22 protein-coding genes and 1 tRNA gene are annotated in these 19528 nt (G+C 62.3%); 22 read left to right on the forward strand and 1 reads right to left on the reverse strand.

Annotation, left to right across the window (positions count from 1 at the left end; translation table 11 throughout):
- Window positions 1-103 precede the first annotated feature (103 nt).
- The 19 genes from ABHR75_RS08085 to ABHR75_RS08175 all read left to right on the forward strand — a co-directional run bounded on the left by ABHR75_RS08085 (window position 104) and on the right by ABHR75_RS08175 (window position 17344).
- Window positions 104-2137, forward strand: coding sequence for an ABC-F family ATP-binding cassette domain-containing protein (locus ABHR75_RS08085; RefSeq protein WP_195625304.1), 2034 nt, complete (start codon window positions 104-106; stop codon window positions 2135-2137).
- Window positions 2124-2420: a hypothetical protein gene (locus tag ABHR75_RS08090; RefSeq protein ID WP_238057677.1), complete on the forward strand. Its 297-nt coding sequence runs from the start codon at window positions 2124-2126 to the stop codon at window positions 2418-2420. Before ABHR75_RS08085 ends, ABHR75_RS08090 begins: the two co-directional genes overlap by 14 nt.
- Before the next feature lie 9 nt (window positions 2421-2429).
- Window positions 2430-3113 (forward strand): site-2 protease family protein, encoded by a 684-nt coding sequence (locus ABHR75_RS08095; protein WP_148346669.1) that lies wholly within the window; start codon window positions 2430-2432, stop codon window positions 3111-3113.
- An 84-nt stretch (window positions 3114-3197) separates the two neighbouring features.
- Window positions 3198-4010 (forward strand): segregation and condensation protein A, encoded by an 813-nt coding sequence (locus tag ABHR75_RS08100; RefSeq protein ID WP_316365597.1) that lies wholly within the window; start codon window positions 3198-3200, stop codon window positions 4008-4010.
- An 11-nt stretch (window positions 4011-4021) separates the two neighbouring features.
- Window positions 4022-4750: an SMC-Scp complex subunit ScpB gene (gene scpB / locus ABHR75_RS08105; RefSeq protein WP_346964070.1), complete on the forward strand. Its 729-nt coding sequence runs from the start codon at window positions 4022-4024 to the stop codon at window positions 4748-4750.
- A 22-nt stretch (window positions 4751-4772) separates the two neighbouring features.
- Window positions 4773-5702 carry a pseudouridine synthase gene (locus ABHR75_RS08110; protein ID WP_229107856.1) on the forward strand — a complete coding sequence of 310 codons (930 nt, stop codon included), beginning with the start codon at window positions 4773-4775 and terminating at the stop codon, window positions 5700-5702.
- A 66-nt stretch (window positions 5703-5768) separates the two neighbouring features.
- A complete protein-coding gene (cmk, locus tag ABHR75_RS08115) occupies window positions 5769-6455 on the forward strand; it encodes a (d)CMP kinase (RefSeq protein ID WP_195625309.1) in 687 nt (228 codons plus the stop codon).
- Between the two features lie 3 nt (window positions 6456-6458).
- The gene (locus tag ABHR75_RS08120) at window positions 6459-7187 is read left to right on the forward strand and encodes a lysophospholipid acyltransferase family protein (RefSeq protein ID WP_195625310.1); all 729 of its coding nucleotides are present in this window, start codon (window positions 6459-6461) and stop codon (window positions 7185-7187) included.
- A gap of 17 nt (window positions 7188-7204) precedes the next feature.
- Window positions 7205-8089 carry a 4-hydroxy-3-methylbut-2-enyl diphosphate reductase gene (locus ABHR75_RS08125; RefSeq protein WP_238057674.1) on the forward strand — a complete coding sequence of 295 codons (885 nt, stop codon included), beginning with the start codon at window positions 7205-7207 and terminating at the stop codon, window positions 8087-8089.
- 2 nt (window positions 8090-8091) lie between these two features.
- Window positions 8092-9534 carry a DUF512 domain-containing protein gene (locus tag ABHR75_RS08130; protein WP_346964071.1) on the forward strand — a complete coding sequence of 481 codons (1443 nt, stop codon included), beginning with the start codon at window positions 8092-8094 and terminating at the stop codon, window positions 9532-9534.
- Between the two features lie 10 nt (window positions 9535-9544).
- The gene (der, locus tag ABHR75_RS08135) at window positions 9545-10879 is read left to right on the forward strand and encodes a ribosome biogenesis GTPase Der (protein ID WP_346964072.1); all 1335 of its coding nucleotides are present in this window, start codon (window positions 9545-9547) and stop codon (window positions 10877-10879) included.
- On the forward strand, window positions 10872-11555 hold the full coding sequence (gene plsY / locus ABHR75_RS08140) for a glycerol-3-phosphate 1-O-acyltransferase PlsY (RefSeq protein ID WP_346964073.1): 684 nt from the start codon (window positions 10872-10874) through the stop codon (window positions 11553-11555). Before der ends, plsY begins: the two co-directional genes overlap by 8 nt.
- Window positions 11556-11564: 9 nt before the next feature.
- Window positions 11565-12572 (forward strand): NAD(P)H-dependent glycerol-3-phosphate dehydrogenase, encoded by a 1008-nt coding sequence (locus tag ABHR75_RS08145; protein WP_320677973.1) that lies wholly within the window; start codon window positions 11565-11567, stop codon window positions 12570-12572.
- A gap of 18 nt (window positions 12573-12590) precedes the next feature.
- A complete protein-coding gene (gene rpe, locus ABHR75_RS08150) occupies window positions 12591-13262 on the forward strand; it encodes a ribulose-phosphate 3-epimerase (protein ID WP_346964074.1) in 672 nt (223 codons plus the stop codon).
- A 6-nt stretch (window positions 13263-13268) separates the two neighbouring features.
- The gene (locus ABHR75_RS08155; RefSeq protein ID WP_346964075.1) at window positions 13269-14447 is read left to right on the forward strand and encodes a cysteine desulfurase family protein; all 1179 of its coding nucleotides are present in this window, start codon (window positions 13269-13271) and stop codon (window positions 14445-14447) included.
- Window positions 14444-15253, forward strand: coding sequence for a Nif3-like dinuclear metal center hexameric protein (locus tag ABHR75_RS08160; RefSeq protein ID WP_346964076.1), 810 nt, complete (start codon window positions 14444-14446; stop codon window positions 15251-15253). Before ABHR75_RS08155 ends, ABHR75_RS08160 begins: the two co-directional genes overlap by 4 nt.
- Window positions 15250-15969, forward strand: a complete 720-nt coding sequence (locus ABHR75_RS08165; protein ID WP_346964077.1) for a zinc ribbon domain-containing protein — start codon at window positions 15250-15252, stop codon at window positions 15967-15969. The genes ABHR75_RS08160 and ABHR75_RS08165 overlap by 4 nt, the downstream gene beginning before the upstream one ends.
- A 3-nt stretch (window positions 15970-15972) precedes the next feature.
- A complete protein-coding gene (gene coaBC / locus ABHR75_RS08170; protein WP_346964078.1) occupies window positions 15973-17187 on the forward strand; it encodes a bifunctional phosphopantothenoylcysteine decarboxylase/phosphopantothenate--cysteine ligase CoaBC in 1215 nt (404 codons plus the stop codon).
- A gap of 80 nt (window positions 17188-17267) precedes the next feature.
- Window positions 17268-17344 (forward strand) — tRNA-Pro (locus tag ABHR75_RS08175).
- Window positions 17345-17852: 508 nt separating this feature from the next.
- Here the strand turns inward: ABHR75_RS08175 and ABHR75_RS08180 are convergent.
- On the reverse strand, window positions 17853-18374 hold the full coding sequence (locus ABHR75_RS08180) for a DUF6273 domain-containing protein (RefSeq protein ID WP_138112597.1): 522 nt from the start codon (window positions 18372-18374) through the stop codon (window positions 17853-17855).
- Window positions 18375-18535: 161 nt separating this feature from the next.
- On the opposite strand from ABHR75_RS08180, the gene ABHR75_RS08185 reads away from it, so the two are divergent.
- The 3 genes from ABHR75_RS08185 to ABHR75_RS08195 all read left to right on the forward strand — a co-directional run bounded on the left by ABHR75_RS08185 (window position 18536) and on the right by ABHR75_RS08195 (window position 19384).
- A complete protein-coding gene (locus tag ABHR75_RS08185) occupies window positions 18536-18697 on the forward strand; it encodes a hypothetical protein (RefSeq protein WP_158556942.1) in 162 nt (53 codons plus the stop codon).
- Between the two features lie 29 nt (window positions 18698-18726).
- Window positions 18727-18897 (forward strand): hypothetical protein, encoded by a 171-nt coding sequence (locus ABHR75_RS08190; protein ID WP_175406041.1) that lies wholly within the window; start codon window positions 18727-18729, stop codon window positions 18895-18897.
- Between the two features lie 247 nt (window positions 18898-19144).
- Complete coding sequence (locus ABHR75_RS08195) at window positions 19145-19384, forward strand: hypothetical protein (protein WP_138112599.1); 240 nt, start codon at window positions 19145-19147, stop codon at window positions 19382-19384.
- The last annotated feature ends 144 nt before the right edge of the window (window positions 19385-19528 follow it).

The following is a 19528-nucleotide window of genomic DNA, read 5'->3' on the forward strand; positions in this document are numbered from 1 at the left end:
GTCAGGGGTTCGATCCCCCTCGTCTCCACCCGAGCATTGAATGAGGCTCCAACGCAAGTTGGGGCCTTTTTTCATATTGGCACACAAGGTCAAAGGCGGCACCATGATCCTCCTGGTCGACAAGATCGAAAAAAGCTTCGGCGCGCGCGTCCTCTTTAGCGGCGCGTCCTTCCAGATCAACCCCGGCGAGCGCTTTGCGCTCGTGGGACCCAACGGCGCCGGCAAAACCACCATGCTCAAGATCATCATGGGCATCGACAGCCCCGACGCCGGCCAGGTCCAGTACGCCAAGGACTGCCAGGTGGGCTACCTAGAGCAGGAAACCAACCTGGAGCAAAAGGACACCACCATCCTTGCCGAGGTCATGGCCGCTGCCAAGGAAATCCGCCGCATGGGCGAGCGCGCCAACGAGCTGCAGGCCCAGATCACCGAGCTCTCCGAGCAGGGCAAGGACGTCGACGCCCTCCTCAACGAGTACGGCCAGGTCCAGGACCGCTTTGAGCATCTGGGCGGCTACGAGCTCGAGAGCAACGCGCGCAAGATCCTGTCCGGCCTGGGCTTTAAGGTCACCGACTTTGAGCGCCCGTGCTCCGAGTTCTCCGGCGGCTGGCAGATGCGTATCGCACTTGCCAAGCTCTTCCTGCGTCACCCCGACCTGCTGCTTCTGGACGAACCCACTAACCATCTGGACCTCGAGAGCGTCCAGTGGCTGCGCGGCTTTATTGCCAACTACGACGGCGCCGTCCTCATCGTCAGCCACGACCGCGCCTTCATGGACGCCTGCGTCGACCACGTCGCCGCACTCGAAAACCGTCGCGTAACCACCTACACCGGCAACTACAGCAGCTACCTCAAGCAGCGCGAGGACAACCTGGAGCAGATGCGCGCCAAGCGCGCCGCCCAGGAGCGCGACATCGCCCACATGCAGGTCTTCGTCGATAAGTTCCGCTACAAGCCCACCAAGGCAGCCCAGGCCCAGGAGCGCATCCGCAAAATCGAGCAGATCAAAAAGGAGCTCGTCATCCTGCCCGAGGGCCACAAGCATATCGACTTTAAGTTCCCCGACCCGCCGCGCTCGGGCGATATGGTCGTGGGCCTCGAGGGCGTCTCCAAGTCATACGGCGACAAGCACATCTACAGTGACATCGACCTCAAGCTCTACCGCGGCGAGCATGTGGCGCTCGTCGGCCCCAACGGCGCCGGCAAGTCCACGCTCATGAAGATCCTCGCCGGCCTGGAGCCACCCACCACCGGCACGCGCGACCTGGGCACCAACGTCGGCGTCGCCTACTATGCCCAGCACGCGCTCGAAGGCATGACCGAGTCCAACACCGTCCTGCAAGAGATCGACACCGTCACGCCCAAGTGGACCGTGCCGCAGCAGCGCAGCCTGCTGGGCGCCTTCCTATTTAGCGACAACGATTCCATCGAAAAGCAGGTCCGCGTCCTCTCTGGCGGCGAAAAAGCGCGTCTGGCACTGGCCAAGATGCTCGTGGCCCCCGAGGCGCTCCTGTGCCTGGACGAACCCACCAACCACCTGGACATCGACTCGGTGGACATGCTCGAAAACGCCCTGCAAAACTTCCCCGGCACCATCGTGCTGATCAGCCACGACGAGCACCTGGTGCGCGCCGTTGCCAACCGCATCATTGACATCCGCGATGGCAAGGTCACGGTCTACGACGGCGACTACGACTACTACCTCTACAAGCGCGAGGACCTCGCGGCCCGCGCCGCTGCCGAGGCAGCAGGGGAGAGTGCGCCGGCCACGGCCAAGTCCGCCAAAGTCACCGCGGCCCAGCCCGATGCGCCCGCCGCCGCTTCCAAGCCTACCGAGGGCAAAAAGACCAAGGAGCAGAAGCGCGCCGAGGCCCAAGCCCGCGCCGCGCTCAACAAAAAGCTCAAGGGTGTGCGCAACCAGCTCAAGAAGATCGAGGCGGAGCTCGACAAAAAGCGCGCCCGCTATGACGAGCTTATGGAATTGATGGCCAGCGAAGAGCTTTATGCCGATCAGGACAAGTTCAATGCCGCGCTGGGGGAATATAACGGCCTTAAGCAAGAGCTGCCCAAGCTCGAGGACGAATGGCTGGAGCTTTCCACCCAGATCGAAGAGGAGACCGCGCGTGAACTCTCGTAAGGCCGCTGCCGTGGCGATGAGCATCATCGCCATCGCCTGTCGCATCTGCGGCATTTTTATGAGTGCGATGACTGTGTTGTTGTGCTTTAGCGGCCTCACCGCCAAGCTGCAGATCGTGGGCTTTGTCGTTGAGCTTTCGCGCGCGCTGCCGAGCGCCATCGCCGGCTACGGCGTCATCACCTCGCCCTTTGGCGGCGTATTCCGCCTGGATTACGCCATCGTGGCCGTCATCCTGTTTGTGGCCGACTACCTACTCGCTCGCGCCTCGCGCCGCGTCCGCTAGGGGAGCACCATGTCCAGCAGCTACATCATGAACCTGCTCGCGAGCGCCGTCGCCGTCATCGTCGGCATCGTGATCCACGAGAGTGCGCACGCCGCTGCGGCGTGGGCACTCGGCGATAAGACGGCCCGATCACGCGGCCGCGTGTCGCTTAACCCGCTCAACCATATCGACCCGTTTGGCACCATCATCTTGCCGCTGCTCATGCTTGCCGCCGGCGGCCCGGTGTTCGCCTTCGCCAAGCCCGTGCCCGTCTACCTCAACAACCTCAAGCACCCCAAGCGCGACGAGGTCCTGGTGAGCGTTGCCGGCCCCGCATCGAACATCGCGCTCGCGTGTCTTGCCGCGGTCCTCATGCGCCTGGCATATGGCAGCCTCTACACCAGCATGTCCTTTGCCCTGGCGTCACAGATCATGAACTTCGGCGCCACCTTTATCGTGGTCAACCTGTCACTCGCGTTCTTCAACCTCATCCCGATCCCGCCGCTCGATGGCTCGTCGATCATCGTGCCCTTCCTCAAGGGCAAGGCGCTCAACAACTACTACCATCTGCAGCAATACGCTATGCCCATCCTCATCCTGGTGCTGTACCTGCTGCCTACGTGGACCGGCATCGACGTAATCGGCCGCTATTTCGACGTTACCGTGTATCCGCTCGCTGAGCTGCTGCTCAACTTCGCAATCGCCGGCATCTAAGGTAAACTTACAGGTCGACCGTGCAAAACGGTCGCAACATGCACCCAAACCGCGCCGCGAAGGCGCCGTCAAAGGAGGTCGAAGATGTCGTATCGCGTGTCGACGCAGGTCTACAGCGGACCGTTCGACCTGCTGCTGCAGCTGGTAACCCGCCAAAAAGTAGATATCGGCGCCATCTCCATCAGCGAGGTGGCCGAGCAGTACCTTGCCGAGGCCGAGCGCATCGAGGCGCTGGACCTTGACGTGGCGAGCGACTTTTTGCTGGTCGCGGCAACCCTTTTGGACATCAAGGCTGCCTCTCTGGTGCCGCAGGAGGCCCCGCGCAAAGCCGATGACGACGATGACGAGTTCGACGAAGACCTCGAGGAGCTCAGCACGCTCGACGGCGACGCCTTGCGCGAGGTCCTGATCCAACGCCTGATTGCCTACAAACAGTTTAAAGGCGCGGCTGCGGCCCTCGGTGCCCGCATGCAGGCCGAAAGCCGCATGCACCCGCGTGTGGCCGGCCCCGACCCCGAGTTCTTGGGCCTCATGCCCGACTACCTGGCCGGCATCACCCTGCGCGGCCTCGCCGTCATCTGCGCCGACCTGGACGGCAAGCGCCAGACCTTCCTGCTGGAGGCCGAGCACGTGGCACCGCATCGCGTGCCGCTCGACCTGACGGTGGCCTCGGTCGACCGCTTTACCATGGCGCACCAAACCTGCACCTTCCGCGAGCTACTGGACGGCGATGCCACTACCGAGCAGCTCGTCGTCACCTTCCTAGCTATGCTTGAGCTCGCCAAGCGCGGCTCGCTCACGCTGAGCCAGGACGAGATCTTTGGAACCATCCGCATCAACCGCGTCGAGGGCGCCGAGGCCTATGTGCCCGGCGAGGGCCCCGAGCTCACCGAATAGGAGCCGCAACCATGTCAACCCTTTCCACGCTGGAGGCAAACAGCCTCAAAGGCGCCCTCGAGGCGCTGCTGCTGGTGTCGAGCGACCCGGTGAGTGCGCCCGCGCTGGCCGGTGCGCTCGATATCGCCCCCGGCGAATGCGCGTCGCTGCTCGCCGAGCTCAAGGTTGAGTACGAGGAGGCCAACCGCGGCTTTCAGCTGCGCGAGGTCGCCGGCGGCTGGCGCCTGTTCACGCACCCCGCCTACCACGACGTGGTCGAGGCCTATGTGTTGAGCTGGGACACGCAAAAGCTGTCCCAGGCGGCGCTCGAAACCCTGGCCGTCATCGCATACCACCAGCCCGTAACGCGCGAGGTGGTCAAGGGCATCCGCGGCGTCAACTCCGACGGCGTCATCGCGTCGCTCGTGGACAAGGGTCTGGTGCGCGAGCTCGGCCGTGACCCCCAGCGCGGTCAGGCCATCATTTACGGCACGACCAACGCCTTCTTGGAAAAGTTCGGTCTGCGCTCCACCCGCGACCTGCCCGATCTGGAGCAGTTTGCCCCCGACGAGCAGTCGCGCCAGTTTATCCGTGAGCGCCTGAGCGGCCGCAGCATTCAGTCCACGCTCGAGGAGCAGGCCGAGGACCTGGACGAAGAGCGCGAACTGCTCGATACCGATGTTGAAGATGTTGAGGCGGTCGAGGACTTGGAGACCCTGGTCGTCGACGAGACCTCGGAGGAATTGCATGACGAGGACTAACGAAGTAGGGGAGACGCGCGCCATGGGCAACGCAGTACCCGCAACCGACGCCCAGCCCGTCTATCCGCACACCATGCGCCTGCAGCGTTTTTTGGCACGCGCGGGCGTGGCGAGCCGCCGCGGCTCAGAGGACCTGATGACCGCTGGCCGCGTGACCGTCAACGGCCAGGTCGCGACCGAGCTGGGCACCAAAGTCGATGTCGACCGCGATCATATTGAGGTCGACGGCATGCCCGTCAAGCTCAACCAGGGCGCCGTGTACCTGATGCTCTACAAGCCGACCGGCTACCTCACCACCATGAGCGACCCGCAGGAGCGCCCTTGCGTGGCTGATCTGGTCCCGCGCGACCGCTTTCCGGGACTTTTCCCGGTGGGTCGCCTGGACCGCGACACCACGGGCCTTTTACTCTTTACCACCGACGGCGACCTGTCGCAGGACCTGCTGCACCCCAGCAAGCATGTCTATAAGACCTACCAGGCACTCGTGGACGGGCAACTGACCGACCGCGATCTAGAACCGCTCCGCCGTGGCATCGAGCTCGACGACGGCCTGTGCCAGCCGGCAATCTGCCGTGTCATTAACGCGCGCGAGGCCGAGGCAGTGGCGCCGCAAGGCGTCAAGCCCGGCACCACTGCCGTCGAGGTCATCATCCGCGAGGGCCGCAAGAATCAAGTCAAACGCATGCTGAGCAAGATCCACCACCCGGTGATCCGTCTGCACCGCTGCAACTTTGCCGGCCTGGAGCTCGAGGGCGTGGCCAAGGGCTCGTGGCGCGAGCTCACCGACCGCGAGGTGCAGATCATCAAAGGCGGCGGCATCCCGCCCAAGCAGGCGAGCTCCAAGCGCAACGGCGGCAAGCCCCAAGACACGCCCGCCAGCCGCACGCGTCACCACGGCAGCCACGGCTCCGCGCCCAGGCGCAACACCTACCGCGAGCGCTACACGAGCTAGGCAACCCGCCGAGCCGCAGCGTCCGCGTCCCATACCAGCACGTCAACCACCGAAAGGAAGCATTGCATGATCGTCGCCATCGACGGCCCCGCCGGTTCCGGCAAGTCCACCATCGCCAAGGAGATTGCCCGCCAGCTGGGCTTTAACAAGCTCGACACGGGTGCCATGTATCGCGCCGTCACCTTCGCCGCACTCGACCGCGGCATCGATCTGGACGACGAGGCTGCCATTGATGCCCTCGCCGAGCAGATCGAGATTCGCTTTACTAACGGCACCGGCGAGGACACGCGTCTGACCATCGACGGCCAGGACGCCTCGGCTGCCATCCGCACCCCGCAGGTGGACGCCAACGTGTCCAAGGTCTCGGCCTACCCGGGCGTGCGCGCGGCCATGCTCATCCATCAGCGCCGCGCCGCCGAGGACCGCGATATCGTGGCCGAGGGTCGTGACATCGGCACCGTCGTGTTCCCCAACGCGCAGGTCAAAGTCTTCCTGACCGCCGACCCGCGCGAGCGCGCCCGTCGCCGCGTGCTGCAGCGCCACCAAAACGACGCCCAGCCGCTCAGCGACGCACAGCTCGAGACCGAGGTCGACGAGACCCTCGACGCCCTCAAGCAGCGCGATAAGCTCGATAGCAGCCGCGAGGTCGCGCCGCTCGTGCCCGCCGAGGACGCGGTGCACGTCGACTCCACCGCCCACACCATCGATGAGGTCGTCCGCATTATCGAGGACCTCATCAACCAAAGGAGGTAACCCATGCGCCTGTTTAAGCAGACGCCCGAGGATTACTACAACGCCCCCTATGCCGAGTTCCCCGCGCTCATCCGCGGCACCGTCTTCGTGGTCATGGCAATCCTTTGGGCTTTCTCCAAGCTCATGTGGCGCTGGAAGGTCGAGGACGCCGATCTGTTATTTGAGCGCCAGGAAGGCCGCGGCAGCGTGGTCATCTGCAACCACACCTCAATGGCCGAGCTCCTGGCCGTAGAGACGGCGCTGTTCTTTGGCGGCCGCCGCATTCGCCCCATCTTTAAGTCTGAGTTTGCCAAGTCCAAGATCGTGCGCTGGGCCTTTAGCCGCGTGGGTGGCATTCCCGTCGAGCGCGGCACCGCCGACATGAAGTGCCTGCGCGCCGCCCAGCATGCGCTGCAGCGCGGCGAGGACGTCTTGATCTTCCCCGAGGGCACGCGCATCCGCTCGCGCGAGATCAAGCCCGAGGTCCACGGCGGCTTCGCGCTCATCGCCCAGATGGGCAAGGCGCCCGTCAACCCGCTCGCCATTTGTGGCTGGTCCGACATTACGCCTAAGGGCAAAAAGCTCATGCGCCCCAAAAAGTGCTGGATCCGTGCCGGCAAGGCTATCTCGCTTTCCGACGCTCCGGCCGAGCTAAAGCGCAAGGAGCGCCTGGCATGGTTTGAGTCCGAAGCCATGAGTCGCGTCTACGCCATGCGCGATGAACTGTGCGCCGAGCACCCGGGTAGGTTCTAGCCATGGGCGAGGATGTCATGAATACTGCCAAGGCTGTGTCCGGCAAGGCAGACGCCCCAACCATCGAAATCGCTGCCCACGCCGGCACCTGCTACGGCGTGCAGCGCGCGCTCGATATGGCCCTGGCGGCCGCCCCGCAGGCGGGGGAGACCGCTCAGGTCCACACCCTGGGTCCGCTCATCCATAACCCCATCGTGGTGCGCGAGCTTGCCGAGGCAGGCGTCGGTCTGGCCGACACCCTGGACGATGCCGCATCGGGCACCGTGATCATTCGCGCGCACGGTGTGGTGCCGCAGGTGATTGAGGCAGCTCGCGAGCGCGGCCTCGACGTGGTCGATGCTACCTGCCCCTACGTCAAGAAGGTCCACGTGGCCGCCGAGCGCCTGGTGCGCGAGGGCTATCGCGTGCTCGTCGTGGGCGAGCCGGGCCATCCCGAGGTTGAGGGCATCCTGGGCCATGCCGGCGATGACGCGCAGGTCGTGAGTTGCGCCGCCGATGCGGACGCGCTGCCGCTCAAAGGCAAGGTAGGCCTGGTTGTGCAGACCACCCAAACCGCGCAGAACCTGGCCGAGGTTGTAGCCTCCATCACCCCGCGCGTGCAGGAGCTGCGTGTGATCAACACCATCTGCGCCGCCACGAGCGAGCGACAGCAGGCAGCAGCCGCACTTGCCAACCGCTGCGACTGCATGGTCGTGGTGGGCGGTAAAAACTCGGGCAACACCCGCCGCCTGGCGCAGATTTGCGCCGATGTTTGCGAGCGCACACATCATATCGAGGAAGCTTCCGAGCTACAGGCCGCGTGGTTTACCGACGCTCACCACATCGGCATCACAGCCGGAGCCTCCACCCCGCAAGAACACATCGAGCGCGCCGTCGAGCGCATCAAGGAGCTTTGCCGCTAATCATGGACCAGACCGTACCCGCATACGCCGCCGAGGTGGCCGATTACGGGCGCAGCCGCGACCCCGAGCCGGGTGATGGCGCGCTTGTAAAGAGTGTGCGTCCCGAATCGCCCGCATGGGATGTGGGTATCGAGCCGGGCATGCGCGTGCTCACGGTCAACGGCGAACAGCTGACCGATATGATCGTGTGGCTCTGGGAGGCCGACGACGACACCGTCGAGCTGGAGGTTTTCGATCCGCGCGACGGCACCGTCACCCCCGTTGAGCTTGATCGCTTTCCCGGCGAGGACTGGGGTCTGGAGTTCGATGGCCCCATCTTCGATGGCATGCGTACCTGCGTGAACGCCTGCGTGTTCTGCTTTATGACCATGCTGCCCAAGGGCGGACGCTCCACGCTCTACATCCGCGATGATGACTACCGCCTAAGCTTTTTGCAGGGCAACTTCGTCACGCTGACCAACCTCACCGACGAAGATGTGCAAAACGTCATCCAACGCAACATGAGCCCCATGAACGTGTCGGTCCACGCCGTGAGCCCCGACGTCCGCCGCCGCATGATGGGCCGCAACGCCCAGCGCGGCATGGACGTGCTCGAGGCCATCATGGCAGCCGGCATCGAGATCCACGCCCAGATTGTGCTGTGTCCCGGCATGAACGACGGCGAGGAGCTGGAAAAGACCCTGCGCTTTTGCGAGGAGCACGAGCAAATCACCAGTCTGGGCATTGTGCCGCTCGGTTTTACCAAGCATCAGAACCGTTTTAGCTGGTCCTACAGCGACAAGCCCGAGCTAGCGCGCGAGACCATTGCCATGATCCGACCGTTCCAGGACCGTGCCTTCGAGCGCTTTGGCCGCCACACCTTCCAGATGAGCGACGAGTTCTACTTGGATGCCGGCATCGAGCCACCCGAGGCGGACTTTTACGACGGCTACCCGCAGTACTACGACGGCATCGGTATGATCCGCTCCTATCTGGACGAGACCGACAACGTGCTCGCCGCCGATGCCGAGCGCCTGCGCCGAGTTCGCGAGGCAATCGCCGAGCGCAACCAGCGCCTTCTGTGCCTCTCCGGCGCCAGCGCTCGCGACACCGTGGCGCGCTTTGTGGAGTCGCCGCATGGTCTCGCCGGCACCGTCACAGCCATCAAGAACCGCTACTTTGGCGGCAACGTGGACGTGACCGGCCTCATCGTCGCGTGTGACATTCTGGAGCAGCTGCCGCAGGATCTCTCTGGGGTTATGCTCTTTGTGCCTAAGCTCATGTTCAACGCTGACGGCATGACGCTTGACGAGTATCATCGTGACGATTTACTCGCAAGCCTTACCAGTCGCGGCGCCGAGGTTCATGTGGTGTCGACCATGCCGCATGAGCTGCTCGATACCCTGGAGCACATCCTTGGCATTGTGCCTGCCGACTCTAACACTTCCACTGACCCTACCCATTAAAGGAGAGCAGATGAAACCTATCGTCGCCGTCGTCGGACGCCCCAACGTGGGCAAGTCCACGCTCGTTAACCGCCTGGCCCAGACCTCGGACGCCATCGTCCACGAGTCACGCGGTGTCACGCGCGACCGCTCGTATCACACGGCCGAGTGGAACGGCCGCGAGTTCACCATCGTCGACACGGGCGGCATCGAGCCGCTCAAGAGCGATGACGTCTTTGCCACGTCCATCCGCGACCAGGCGCTCGCCGCCGCCGAGGAAGCCGCCGTCATCCTGTTTGTGGTCGACGGCCGCACCGGCGTCACCGAGGAGGACGAGTCGGTCGCCCGCATGCTCAAGCGCTGCGACAAGCCGGTCTTTCTGCTGGTAAACAAGCTCGACAACCCCGATCGCGAGAACGACAGCATCTGGGAGTTCTATTCGCTCGGCATCGGTGAGCCCACGCCGCTCTCGGCCCTGCACGGTCATGGCACGGGCGACCTGCTCGACGACATCGTGGCCCTGCTTCCCGAGGAAGAGGACGAGGTCGCCGATGAGTTCCCCGACGCGCTGAACGTCGCCATCATCGGCCGCCCCAACGCCGGTAAGTCCTCGCTGTTCAACCGCATCCTGGGCGCCGACCGCTCCATCGTGTCCAACATTGCCGGAACCACGCGCGACGCCATCGACACGGTCGTCGAGCGCAACGGCAAGCACTACCGCATGGTCGACACTGCGGGCATCCGTAAGAAGAGCACCGTGTACGAGAACATCGAGTACTACTCGATGGTCCGCGGCCTGCGCGCCATCGACCGCGCCGACGTGGCGCTGCTCGTCGTTGACGCCTCCGTGGGCGTTACCGAGCAGGACCAGAAGGTCATGGGCCTTGCCATCGAGCGCGGTTGCGCCATCGTGGTGCTGCTCAACAAGTGGGACCTGCTCGACGACGACCGTAAGCGCGAGGCCTGCATGGAGACCATCGACCGCCGTCTGGGCGTCATGGCTCCCTGGGCCCAGTACCTGCGCATCTCTGCCCTCACTGGCCGCAGCGTCGAGAAGATCTGGGCAATGGTAGACGCTGCCGAGAAGACGCGCTCGCAGAAGATCAGCACCTCACGCCTCAACACGTTCCTCACCGACCTGCGCGAGTTCGGTCATACCGTGGTGGACGGCAAGCGCCGCCTGCGTATGCACTACGTGACCCAGACGGGCGTCAACCCGCCGACGTTCACGTTCTTCGTCAACCACAGCGACCTGGTCAACGACACCTACCAGCGCTACGTAGAGAACCGCATGCGCTCGACCTTCGACTTTGCCGGCACGCCCATTCGACTCTTCTTTAGGAAGAAGGAGCAAAAGGATGCATAATCCGATTCTTCTGACCGCCATCTGCGCCGTGGTCTCGTTCTTTATCGGGGCGATTCCGTTTGGTCTGATCCTGGGCCGCGTGTTCAACCACACGGACATTCGTAAGGCGGGCTCCGGCAACATCGGCACCACCAACGCCCTGCGCGTGGCCGGCCCCAAAGTGGCCGCGCTCACGCTGCTGCTAGACTGCCTTAAGGGCGCCATCTGCGTCCTTATCGCGCGTCCGCTCATTGCCGACTCGGGCTATGGCTTCCCCGTGAGCATTATGGCCCCCGGTGCCGCCGGCGACTGGATGCTCGGCGTCATCTGCCTGGCAGCCGTGTGGGGCCATATCTTCTCGCCCTACCTCAACTTCCATGGCGGCAAGGGCATCGCAGTTGGTCTGGGCGTCATCCTCGCCTGGTACTGGCCCATCGGACTTTCGCTGCTGGGCATGTTTATCGTGGCCGTCGCCATCACCAAGTTTGTGTCGGTGGGCTCGCTTGCCGCGGCCATCGGTCTTCCCATCGCTGCCTGCGCGGTCTTTCCGTACAGCAGCCTCGGACTTAAGTTTTGCATGGCGCTGATCGGCATTACTGTGGTGTGGGCCCATCGTACGAACATCAAAAAGCTCATGACAGGTAAGGAGTCCAAGCTCTCGTTTACCAAGCGCGTCACCGAGCCCGACGATAAGTAGGAGAGAGTCATGAATGTTGCGCTGATTGGCTCTGGCTCGTGGGGAACCGCCGTCGCCGGCCTTGCCGCCGCGCGAGCCGTGCGCGTGACCATGTGGGCCCATAGCGAGCAGACGGCCGCCGGCATTAACGGTGAGCACCGCAACCCCCGCTACCTTGTGGGCTACGAGCTGCCGAACAACGTGGTAGCAACGACCGAACTCGCCCAGGCGCTCGACGGTGCCGATGCGATCATCTTTGCCGTGCCCTCCACGCACTTGCGCGACGTGTGCCATCGGGCAGCGCCCTTTATCGCCGCCGATACCCCGGTGCTCTGCCTCACCAAGGGTATTGAGCCCGAGTCTGGCCTGCTCATGAGCGAGGTCATCGCCAATGAGATCGGCAACGAGGCACGTGTCGCGGCGCTTTCGGGCCCCAACCATGCCGAGGAGATCTGCCGCGGCGGACTTTCTGCCGCCGTCATCGCCAGCAAAGACGCGCAGGTAGGGGAGACCTTTAAGAACCTGCTCCTATCCACGGCCTTCCGCATCTACCTGTCGCAGGACATGACCGGTGTCGAGGTCTGCGGCGCCATGAAAAACGTTATCGCCATCGTGTGCGGCATCTCCGCCGGCACCGGTGCCGGCGACAACACGCTCGCCCTCATCATGACGCGCGGCCTGGCCGAGATTAGCCGTCTGGTGCATGCCCGCGGCGGTCAAGCTATGACCTGCATGGGACTTGCCGGCATGGGTGACCTCATTGCCACCTGCACCTCGGAGCATTCGCGCAACCGCACCTTTGGCTACGAGTTTGCCCACGGCGTGTCGCTCGACGAGTATCAGACGCGCACGCATATGGTGGTCGAGGGCGCCGTCGCGGCCCGCAGCGTGAGCGAGCTTGCCCGTTCACTGGGCGTAGACATTCCGCTCACCTTTGCCGTGGAGCAAACGCTCTACAACGGTGTTACTTTGGATAGGGCGCTCGAGATTCTTACCGACCGCGTACCCTCCCAAGAGTTCTACGGACTCACCGACTAGCGCAGAAAGGCTTCTACCATGGGTTCCATTAAAATCGCTCCGTCCATCCTTTCGGCCGATATGGCCAACCTCAAGGGCGACCTCGACAAGATCGCCGGCGCCGACTACGTGCACTTCGACGTCATGGACGGCCACTTTACCGGCAACCTCACCTTTGGCGCTGACATCCTTAAGGCCGTCAAGCGCTCCACCGATGTACCGGTCGACGCGCACCTGATGGTATCGAACCCCGACGAGACGGTCGATTGGTACGCCGACGCCGGCGCCGACATGATCACCGTGCACTACGAGGCTTCCACGCACCTGCACCGCACGCTCACGCATCTACAGCAGCGCGGCGTCAAGGCCGGCGTTGCTCTCAACCCCGCCACCCCCGTGTGCGTGCTCGAGAGCATCATCGACGTCGTCGATATGGTACTGCTCATGAGCGTGAACCCAGGCTTTGGCGGCCAGAGCTTTATCCCGGGCACCATCGCTAAGCTCCACGAGCTCAAGGCCATGTGCGAGCGTCACGGCGTTTCGCCCCTCATCGAGGTCGACGGTGGCATTTCTTCCAAGAACATTGCCGAGGTCGTCAAGGCCGGCGCAAATGCCCTGGTGGCCGGTTCTGCCGTATTTAAGTCCGAAGATCCCACTGCCGAGGTTGCGCTGCTGCAGAAGCTGGGCAACGAGGCTGCACAGGAGGCATAAACCCTTATGACCGCAGGTCAAAACCGCATACCCGTGAATCTTGACTATGCCGCCTCGACGCCCATGCGCGCCGAGGCGCTCCTTGCGCAGCGCGGGTACGACAACAGCGAGCTTGCCGGCGTCAACCCCAACTCGCTGCACTCGCTTGGCCGCAAGGCCGCCGCACGCCTGGAAGTCGCCCGTCGCGAGATCGCCCGTAGTTTTGGCGCACGCGTTCGCCCGTCCGAGATCATCCTTACCAACGGCGGTACCGAGGCCAACCAGCTGGCGCTGCTCGGTCTTGCCGAGGGCGCTCGTCAGCGCGATCGCAAGCGCGATCGTGTAATCGTTTCGGCCATCGAGCACGATTCGATTCTGGACAACCTGCCGCTGCTGCGTGCCGCCGGCTTTACCGTCGACCTGGTGCAGCCCTGCCGCGCGGGCTATATCGAGCCCGCAGCGCTCGCGGAGCTGCTGGACGACGACGTGGCGCTCGTGAGCATTATGGTCGCCAACAACGAGACCGGCGTGGTGCAGCCCATCCGCGAGCTCGCCGCGGCCGCTCATGCTGCCGGCGCCTTGTTTCATACCGATGCCATCCAGGGCTACTTGCATATTCCGCTCGATGTCACCGAGCTGGGCGTCGATGCTATGACCGTTGCCGCGCACAAGATTGGCGGCCCTGTGGCATCCGGCGCTCTCTACCTTAAAAACCGCACGCCGCTGCGTCCGCGCATCTTTGGCGGTGGACAGGAAGCCGGCCGTCGCGCCGGTACGCAGGACCTGCGCACGCAGTTGGCTTTTGCCGCTGCCGCCCGCACGCTGGCGCCCCACGTGGCCCAGGAGCGCGCGACGCTGCAGGCCCTGTCCGATAAGCTCTACGCCACGCTTACGGCTCATCCTCGCATTCACGCCACGATGGGCGACTATGCTCAGGCAGATCGTCTGCCGGGTATGGTTTCGATCTGCGTCGACGGTATGGACTCCGAGGAGCTCATCATCAAGCTCGATGCCGCCGGCTTTGAAGTTTCGGCCGGATCGGCTTGCTCGAGCGGCAGCATGGACCCGAGTCACGTGCTCAGCGCCATGGGTATCGGTCGCGAGCAGGCGCTGGGCGCCCTTCGCATCTCGTTCGATGACCGCGTGAACCCTGCCGACCTGGATGAGTTCGCCCAGACGCTGCTCTCGATCGTAGGTGCCGCATGATCGTCTCCGAGCTTGAACGTGCGCTGCTGGCGCGCTATCCCAAGGCAGACGCCGAGGGCTGGGATCATGTTGGGCTATCTGTGGGAGATCCCGCTGCAAAGATCACCGGTGTTGCCTGTGCACTCGACGCGACCGAGGCCAACGTGCACCGCGCCCAGGAGGCCGGCGCCAACGTGCTGCTGACGCATCATCCCATCTATATCAAAGCGCCCGAGGCCTTTTGTCCGGCCGATTCCGCGCATCCCCAGTGCAGCGCCGCACTGTACGAGGCGGCTCGTTGCGGCGTGAGCATCATCTCGCTTCACACCAACCTGGACCGCTCGCACGAAGCGCGCGTTCGCCTGAGTGAGCTGTTGGACGCTGAGCCCATAAGCTCGCTGGAGCATGTGGACGAGCCTGAACTCACCGGTCTGGGTTCACTCGCGAACCTCCACGATGCTTGCAACCTGCGCAATCTCGCCAACCGTGCCGCCACGGCCTTTGGCAGCGACCCGCGCGTATGGGGCGAAGCCGAGCACCCGTGCCGCACCGTCGCCATTCTGGGCGGCTCCTTGGGCGACTTTGGAGAGCTCGCCATTGCCGCAGGCGCAGATGTTGTCGTGACGGGCGAGGCGGGCTACCACGTGGCGCAGGACCTTGCCTTGCGCGGGCTGCCGGTGATCTTGCTCGGCCACGACCGCTCCGAGGAGCCGTTCGTGGATATCTTGATGAACTCTGCAGTTGACGCCGGGGTCGACCCCCGTCATACGATTAAAATACTGAACCCTTGCCAATGGTGGACTGTGACAAAAGGAGAGAACTTATGAGCGCCGGCGCTACGCTACTCAAGCTGCAACAGATCGATTTGGAGCTCGCCCGCAACAAGAGCGAACTTGCCAATATGCCGGAGCTCAAGGATCTCGCTTCTAAGCGCAAGACCTATGTGAAGCTCAAGGCCGAGATGACCAAGCTCTACGCCCAGCGCAAGGACCTGGACATTGAGCTCGACGATCTCAACACCACCGAGATTCAGACCAACAACGCCATTGAGGCTGCCAAGAAGCGCCACGTCGACGGTTCCGACTACCGTGAGGTTCAGGACCTGGAGAATGAGCTTGCCACCCTGGCGAAGCGACTGGACAAGATCGAGCACACCCGCAAGGATGTCGTTGTCGCCCATAAGGAGGCGCTCGACCGCGAGGCTCGCGCGCAGGCCATTATCGCTAAGTTCGAGGAGGGCGTGAAGGCAGATACCAAGGCCGCTCGTGCTAAGGCTGCCGACCTGCAGGCTCAGATTGACACCGCCACGAAGGAGCGCACCGCGCTTGCCGCTACGCTGCCGGCCGACGTGCTCACCGACTACGAGCGTCTGCTCAAGCAGTTCCGCGGCCTGGCCGTCGAGACCATTCAGGGCAACATCCCCACGGTCTGCCATACCGCGCTGCAGGCATCGTCCATGAGCGACCTAAACCACGACGGTAGTGAGATTACGCACTGCCCGTATTGCCACCGCCTGCTCGTGCTCCCCAGCAAGGAAGCTTAAATGATGACGGCGGCACCCAACAATTCAATGCAACTTGAGGGAAAAACGATCCTGCTGGGCATTACCGGCGGGATCGCCGCCTATAAGTCGTGCAATATCGTGCGCCTGCTGCAAAAGCGCGGCGCACGCGTCAAGGTCGTTATGAGCGAGCATGCTACGGAGTTTGTGGGCCCGCTCACCTTCCGCGCGCTCACCAATGAGCCGGTCGCGGTAGGTCTGTTCGACGATCCCTCCGACCCCATCCACCACATTTCGCTGGCGCAGGAGCCCGACCTGGTGGTCGTGGCACCCGCGACGGCCAATATCATCGCTAAGATGGCCAACGGAATCGCCGATGACCTCATCTCCACCACGCTGCTTGCCACGCCGCGACCCATCGTGATCGCACCCGCTATGAACAACGGCATGTGGAAGGCACCGGCGACGCAGGCCAACATGGCCACGTTGCGCGACCGTGGCGTCCATGTGGTGGGACCCGGCAGCGGCTACCTTGCCTGCGGCGACGTGGACACGGGGCGCATGAGCGAGCCCGAGGACATCGTCGAAGCCATCTGCGAGGTGCTCAACCCCGCGCCCCAAGACCTTGCAGGTAAACGAATTGTCATCACTGCCGGCCCCACGCATGAGCCGATCGATCCGGTGCGCTTTATCGGCAACCGGTCGTCGGGAAAGATGGGCATCGCCCTGGCAGGGGAGGCCGCTCGCCGCGGTGCTGAGGTCACGCTCGTGCTGGGACCGACGTCGCTCGATGTCCCCCACGGCGTGGAGTGCGTGCGCGTGCAGACCGCCGCAGAGATGCTGCAGGCGGCGCTGGGTGCCTTTCAGACGGCCGATGCGGCCATTTGTGCAGCCGCCGTCGCCGACTACACCCCCGTATCCCCTGCGGACCACAAGCTCAAAAAGGCCAACGAACGCTTGGATCGCATCGAACTGGTCGAGACGGTCGATATTTTGGCCGAGCTTTCACGCCAAAAGGGCGAGCGCCGTGTGATCGGATTTGCAGCCGAGACCGATAACGTCGTGGAGTACGCTAAGCGCAAACTTGCCCGCAAGGGCTGCGATGCGATCATCGCCAACGATGTCTCGCGCGCCGATTCGGGCTTTGGAACAGACACCAACAAGGCCTGGATTGTGAGCACAGCGGGTACACAGGAACTTCCCGTACTAACAAAACCCCAGCTCGCAGATACAATTTTAGACTTGCTCAAAAATAATTAAAAAAGTTCTTGCACAAGTCCAAAGTTTCGGGTTAATATACTCCCTGTTGCGAGCGAGAGCAGAGCAACAAACAAAAGCTTCGGGACGTGGCGCAGCTTGGTAGCGCACTTGACTGGGGGTCAAGGGGTCGCTGGTTCGAATCCAGTCGTCCCGACCAGAAGTTTGCAGGTCAGGCACCTAGTGCCTGACCTTTTTTGTTTTAAGCAACTGCTTAATTTTGATTAATCAACAGGGTGCCAAAAATCTACCTGCGCGATAATCGCTTTTTGCGGCTACTTGCGCGTTCTGCACGCACTTGAGCCGATTTATTAACGCGATATGAATCTACATACGCGTAGCTGGTATATAGCCGAGTACAGGCTGTATTTATCGCCGCGATTTACATAGATATAGCGACTGTAACGAACAAGCGTGTCGCTGAATTTATTCCAGTAGGTCACTTGATCGATGGACAAGTGGGCTGTCGCAACGAAACGCCAAACAGGATGGGCTCTATACGATGACGCCGCAGCGGTAATGGCGGGGGAGTGCGGCAGGCGCTCTGAGAGCCACTGTATGACCCCATTTCTCCTCAACCCGAATACCTGTGCCGCGAACCTAAACCGTTCGTACACTTGCCAAAAGATAGGCCCGCGCGGAGTCGCGCGGGCCTTGCACTAGAAAATCTAGAAGCACCAAGCGGGAAACACGTTGCCGGCACTGTTGGCACTACCGCTGCTCCAGCGACCGAAAGGGTCAACATAGATAAAGTCCGTTGAGTCACTCGGAGACACGGAACGAGTGCTGAAATAGCACACAATCTCAGGTCCAGAATACCTCGACGTCGCATAGTACTCGTACTGGGCGCCGTCAGACTGGAGGTCTCCGTAAATCTCGGTCGTCGAGAGGATAAAGACCTTGTCATTCGTTGCCGTCGGAGTGCCGGCGCTACCGCCGCCCTCGTTGTCCGTCATCTTCGTGACGGCCTTCGCCTTGGACTGGAGCTCGGCCGGCAGGAGCGCCCAGAGGTCACCGGAGTTCAGGCGGGCGCGGAGCTTAGAGGACCTCCAACCGCCGACATTGGTCTTTGTGTCGTTCAAGATGTGTTTGTATAGGACATCGTTGGTCGTCTCAAACGTCAGCCCCGCCTTGCCGCTACCGTCGGCGAGGTCGTCATGGTTGATACCGATGATGCGGTATCCGGGCATCGTGGTGTCCGCACTGCGAATCTCTCATAGAGGATATGCCACAACTTGATAATTTCGCAGCCATAAGGAAGAACCTTTTCAATGTTTCTGAGGACAGCACGATTGAAGAAGCCTCGGTCCATGAAGGAGACTTTCCCATTTACATAGATTAAGATAAGGTCGTGAATGACCAATATGAACTTGAGCATATTCCGTCCGTATTCATACTGGATGACCAAGGAAACATCATCGGCTCATCCGAAGGAGAGGAAGAACCTCTTGCCTTATTAAAGAAATACGCCGAATACAACGGATATAAAGCGGAAGGAGGCGACATCGAGTAACTATCAAAGGCCAGTTTAAGGAGCCAGCCATGAAGAAATGCCTGCCCTCCATCGTCTCAGCAGCGCTTTGCCACTCCCTTGTCATGACACCATTTGTGCCCGTTGCGGCAGCCTATGCCGACGAGGGATCTCCCGCCGAGAGCAGCGAGATCTACGTCGGAGACAATTACGACGATAATTACGATATATACCTTTTTTGAGCGCGGGCGCTGCACGGATTCATATTCCAAGGCGTGGTGCGATTCTCACGGATCTGCAAATAACCGCACCGTCCCTCACAAGGTCAAGCTGAACGCGAAGGAGGAGGCTTGCCTGCGCGATCTCTAGCTTGTTGGCACCGCTGAAGTTATCGCCGGTCTCGTGACAACCGGTCCTAGCGGCGGCTTTTTTGCAACCGCAATGACATCGTACCGACTTTTCATTTGCATGTTCTGAAAGGAAGTTGCCATGTTGTCGCAAAATCAATCGAGATACTTGAACACAATCGGCTTTGCCCTGCTTGCATTACTCTTTGCTAGCGACCTTTTGCTGAAACCGCCCAAGGAACTCGTTTCGCTTGCCATAGTCTGCATTTCCGCCCTTTACTTTACGGCAACCCTGTTCGTCGGACTAAAGGAGAGGAAAAAAGGCGCAGTCGTTGCATCTGCCGTAGGCGTGATCATAGCCATTGCCTCATTCTTTATCTGACACATTGATGATCTAGGGGCGATATCGTAGGAATACGACCGGGAGAGCCGGGACCAGATTGCCCGGATTGCCCGGTCGGCTCGCGCGACGGCGCGGCGGTTCGACAGAAAGCTCTCCGGACTTCACGCCGTTTCTGATCGCATT

Origin of the sequence: Collinsella aerofaciens (assembly GCF_039752955.1) — a bacterium.
In the GTDB taxonomy this organism is placed as follows: domain Bacteria; phylum Actinomycetota; class Coriobacteriia; order Coriobacteriales; family Coriobacteriaceae; genus Collinsella; species Collinsella aerofaciens_BI.

Coding starts and splice junctions, on each gene's coding strand:
- ABHR75_RS08085 (WP_195625304.1), top strand. CDS start 104: ATGATCCTCCTGGTCGACAAGATCGAAAAAAGCTTCGGCGCGCGCGTC.
- ABHR75_RS08095 (WP_148346669.1), top strand. CDS start 2,430: ATGTCCAGCAGCTACATCATGAACCTGCTCGCGAGCGCCGTCGCCGTC.
- ABHR75_RS08100 (WP_316365597.1), top strand. CDS start 3,198: ATGTCGTATCGCGTGTCGACGCAGGTCTACAGCGGACCGTTCGACCTG.
- scpB (WP_346964070.1), top strand. CDS start 4,022: ATGTCAACCCTTTCCACGCTGGAGGCAAACAGCCTCAAAGGCGCCCTC.
- ABHR75_RS08110 (WP_229107856.1), top strand. CDS start 4,773: ATGGGCAACGCAGTACCCGCAACCGACGCCCAGCCCGTCTATCCGCAC.
- cmk (WP_195625309.1), top strand. CDS start 5,769: ATGATCGTCGCCATCGACGGCCCCGCCGGTTCCGGCAAGTCCACCATC.
- ABHR75_RS08120 (WP_195625310.1), top strand. CDS start 6,459: ATGCGCCTGTTTAAGCAGACGCCCGAGGATTACTACAACGCCCCCTAT.
- ABHR75_RS08125 (WP_238057674.1), top strand. CDS start 7,205: ATGAATACTGCCAAGGCTGTGTCCGGCAAGGCAGACGCCCCAACCATC.
- ABHR75_RS08130 (WP_346964071.1), top strand. CDS start 8,092: ATGGACCAGACCGTACCCGCATACGCCGCCGAGGTGGCCGATTACGGG.
- der (WP_346964072.1), top strand. CDS start 9,545: ATGAAACCTATCGTCGCCGTCGTCGGACGCCCCAACGTGGGCAAGTCC.
- plsY (WP_346964073.1), top strand. CDS start 10,872: ATGCATAATCCGATTCTTCTGACCGCCATCTGCGCCGTGGTCTCGTTC.
- ABHR75_RS08145 (WP_320677973.1), top strand. CDS start 11,565: ATGAATGTTGCGCTGATTGGCTCTGGCTCGTGGGGAACCGCCGTCGCC.
- rpe (WP_346964074.1), top strand. CDS start 12,591: ATGGGTTCCATTAAAATCGCTCCGTCCATCCTTTCGGCCGATATGGCC.
- ABHR75_RS08155 (WP_346964075.1), top strand. CDS start 13,269: ATGACCGCAGGTCAAAACCGCATACCCGTGAATCTTGACTATGCCGCC.
- ABHR75_RS08160 (WP_346964076.1), top strand. CDS start 14,444: ATGATCGTCTCCGAGCTTGAACGTGCGCTGCTGGCGCGCTATCCCAAG.
- ABHR75_RS08165 (WP_346964077.1), top strand. CDS start 15,250: ATGAGCGCCGGCGCTACGCTACTCAAGCTGCAACAGATCGATTTGGAG.
- coaBC (WP_346964078.1), top strand. CDS start 15,973: ATGACGGCGGCACCCAACAATTCAATGCAACTTGAGGGAAAAACGATC.
- ABHR75_RS08180 (WP_138112597.1), bottom strand. CDS start 18,374: ATGCCCGGATACCGCATCATCGGTATCAACCATGACGACCTCGCCGAC.
- ABHR75_RS08190 (WP_175406041.1), top strand. CDS start 18,727: ATGAAGAAATGCCTGCCCTCCATCGTCTCAGCAGCGCTTTGCCACTCC.
- ABHR75_RS08195 (WP_138112599.1), top strand. CDS start 19,145: ATGTTGTCGCAAAATCAATCGAGATACTTGAACACAATCGGCTTTGCC.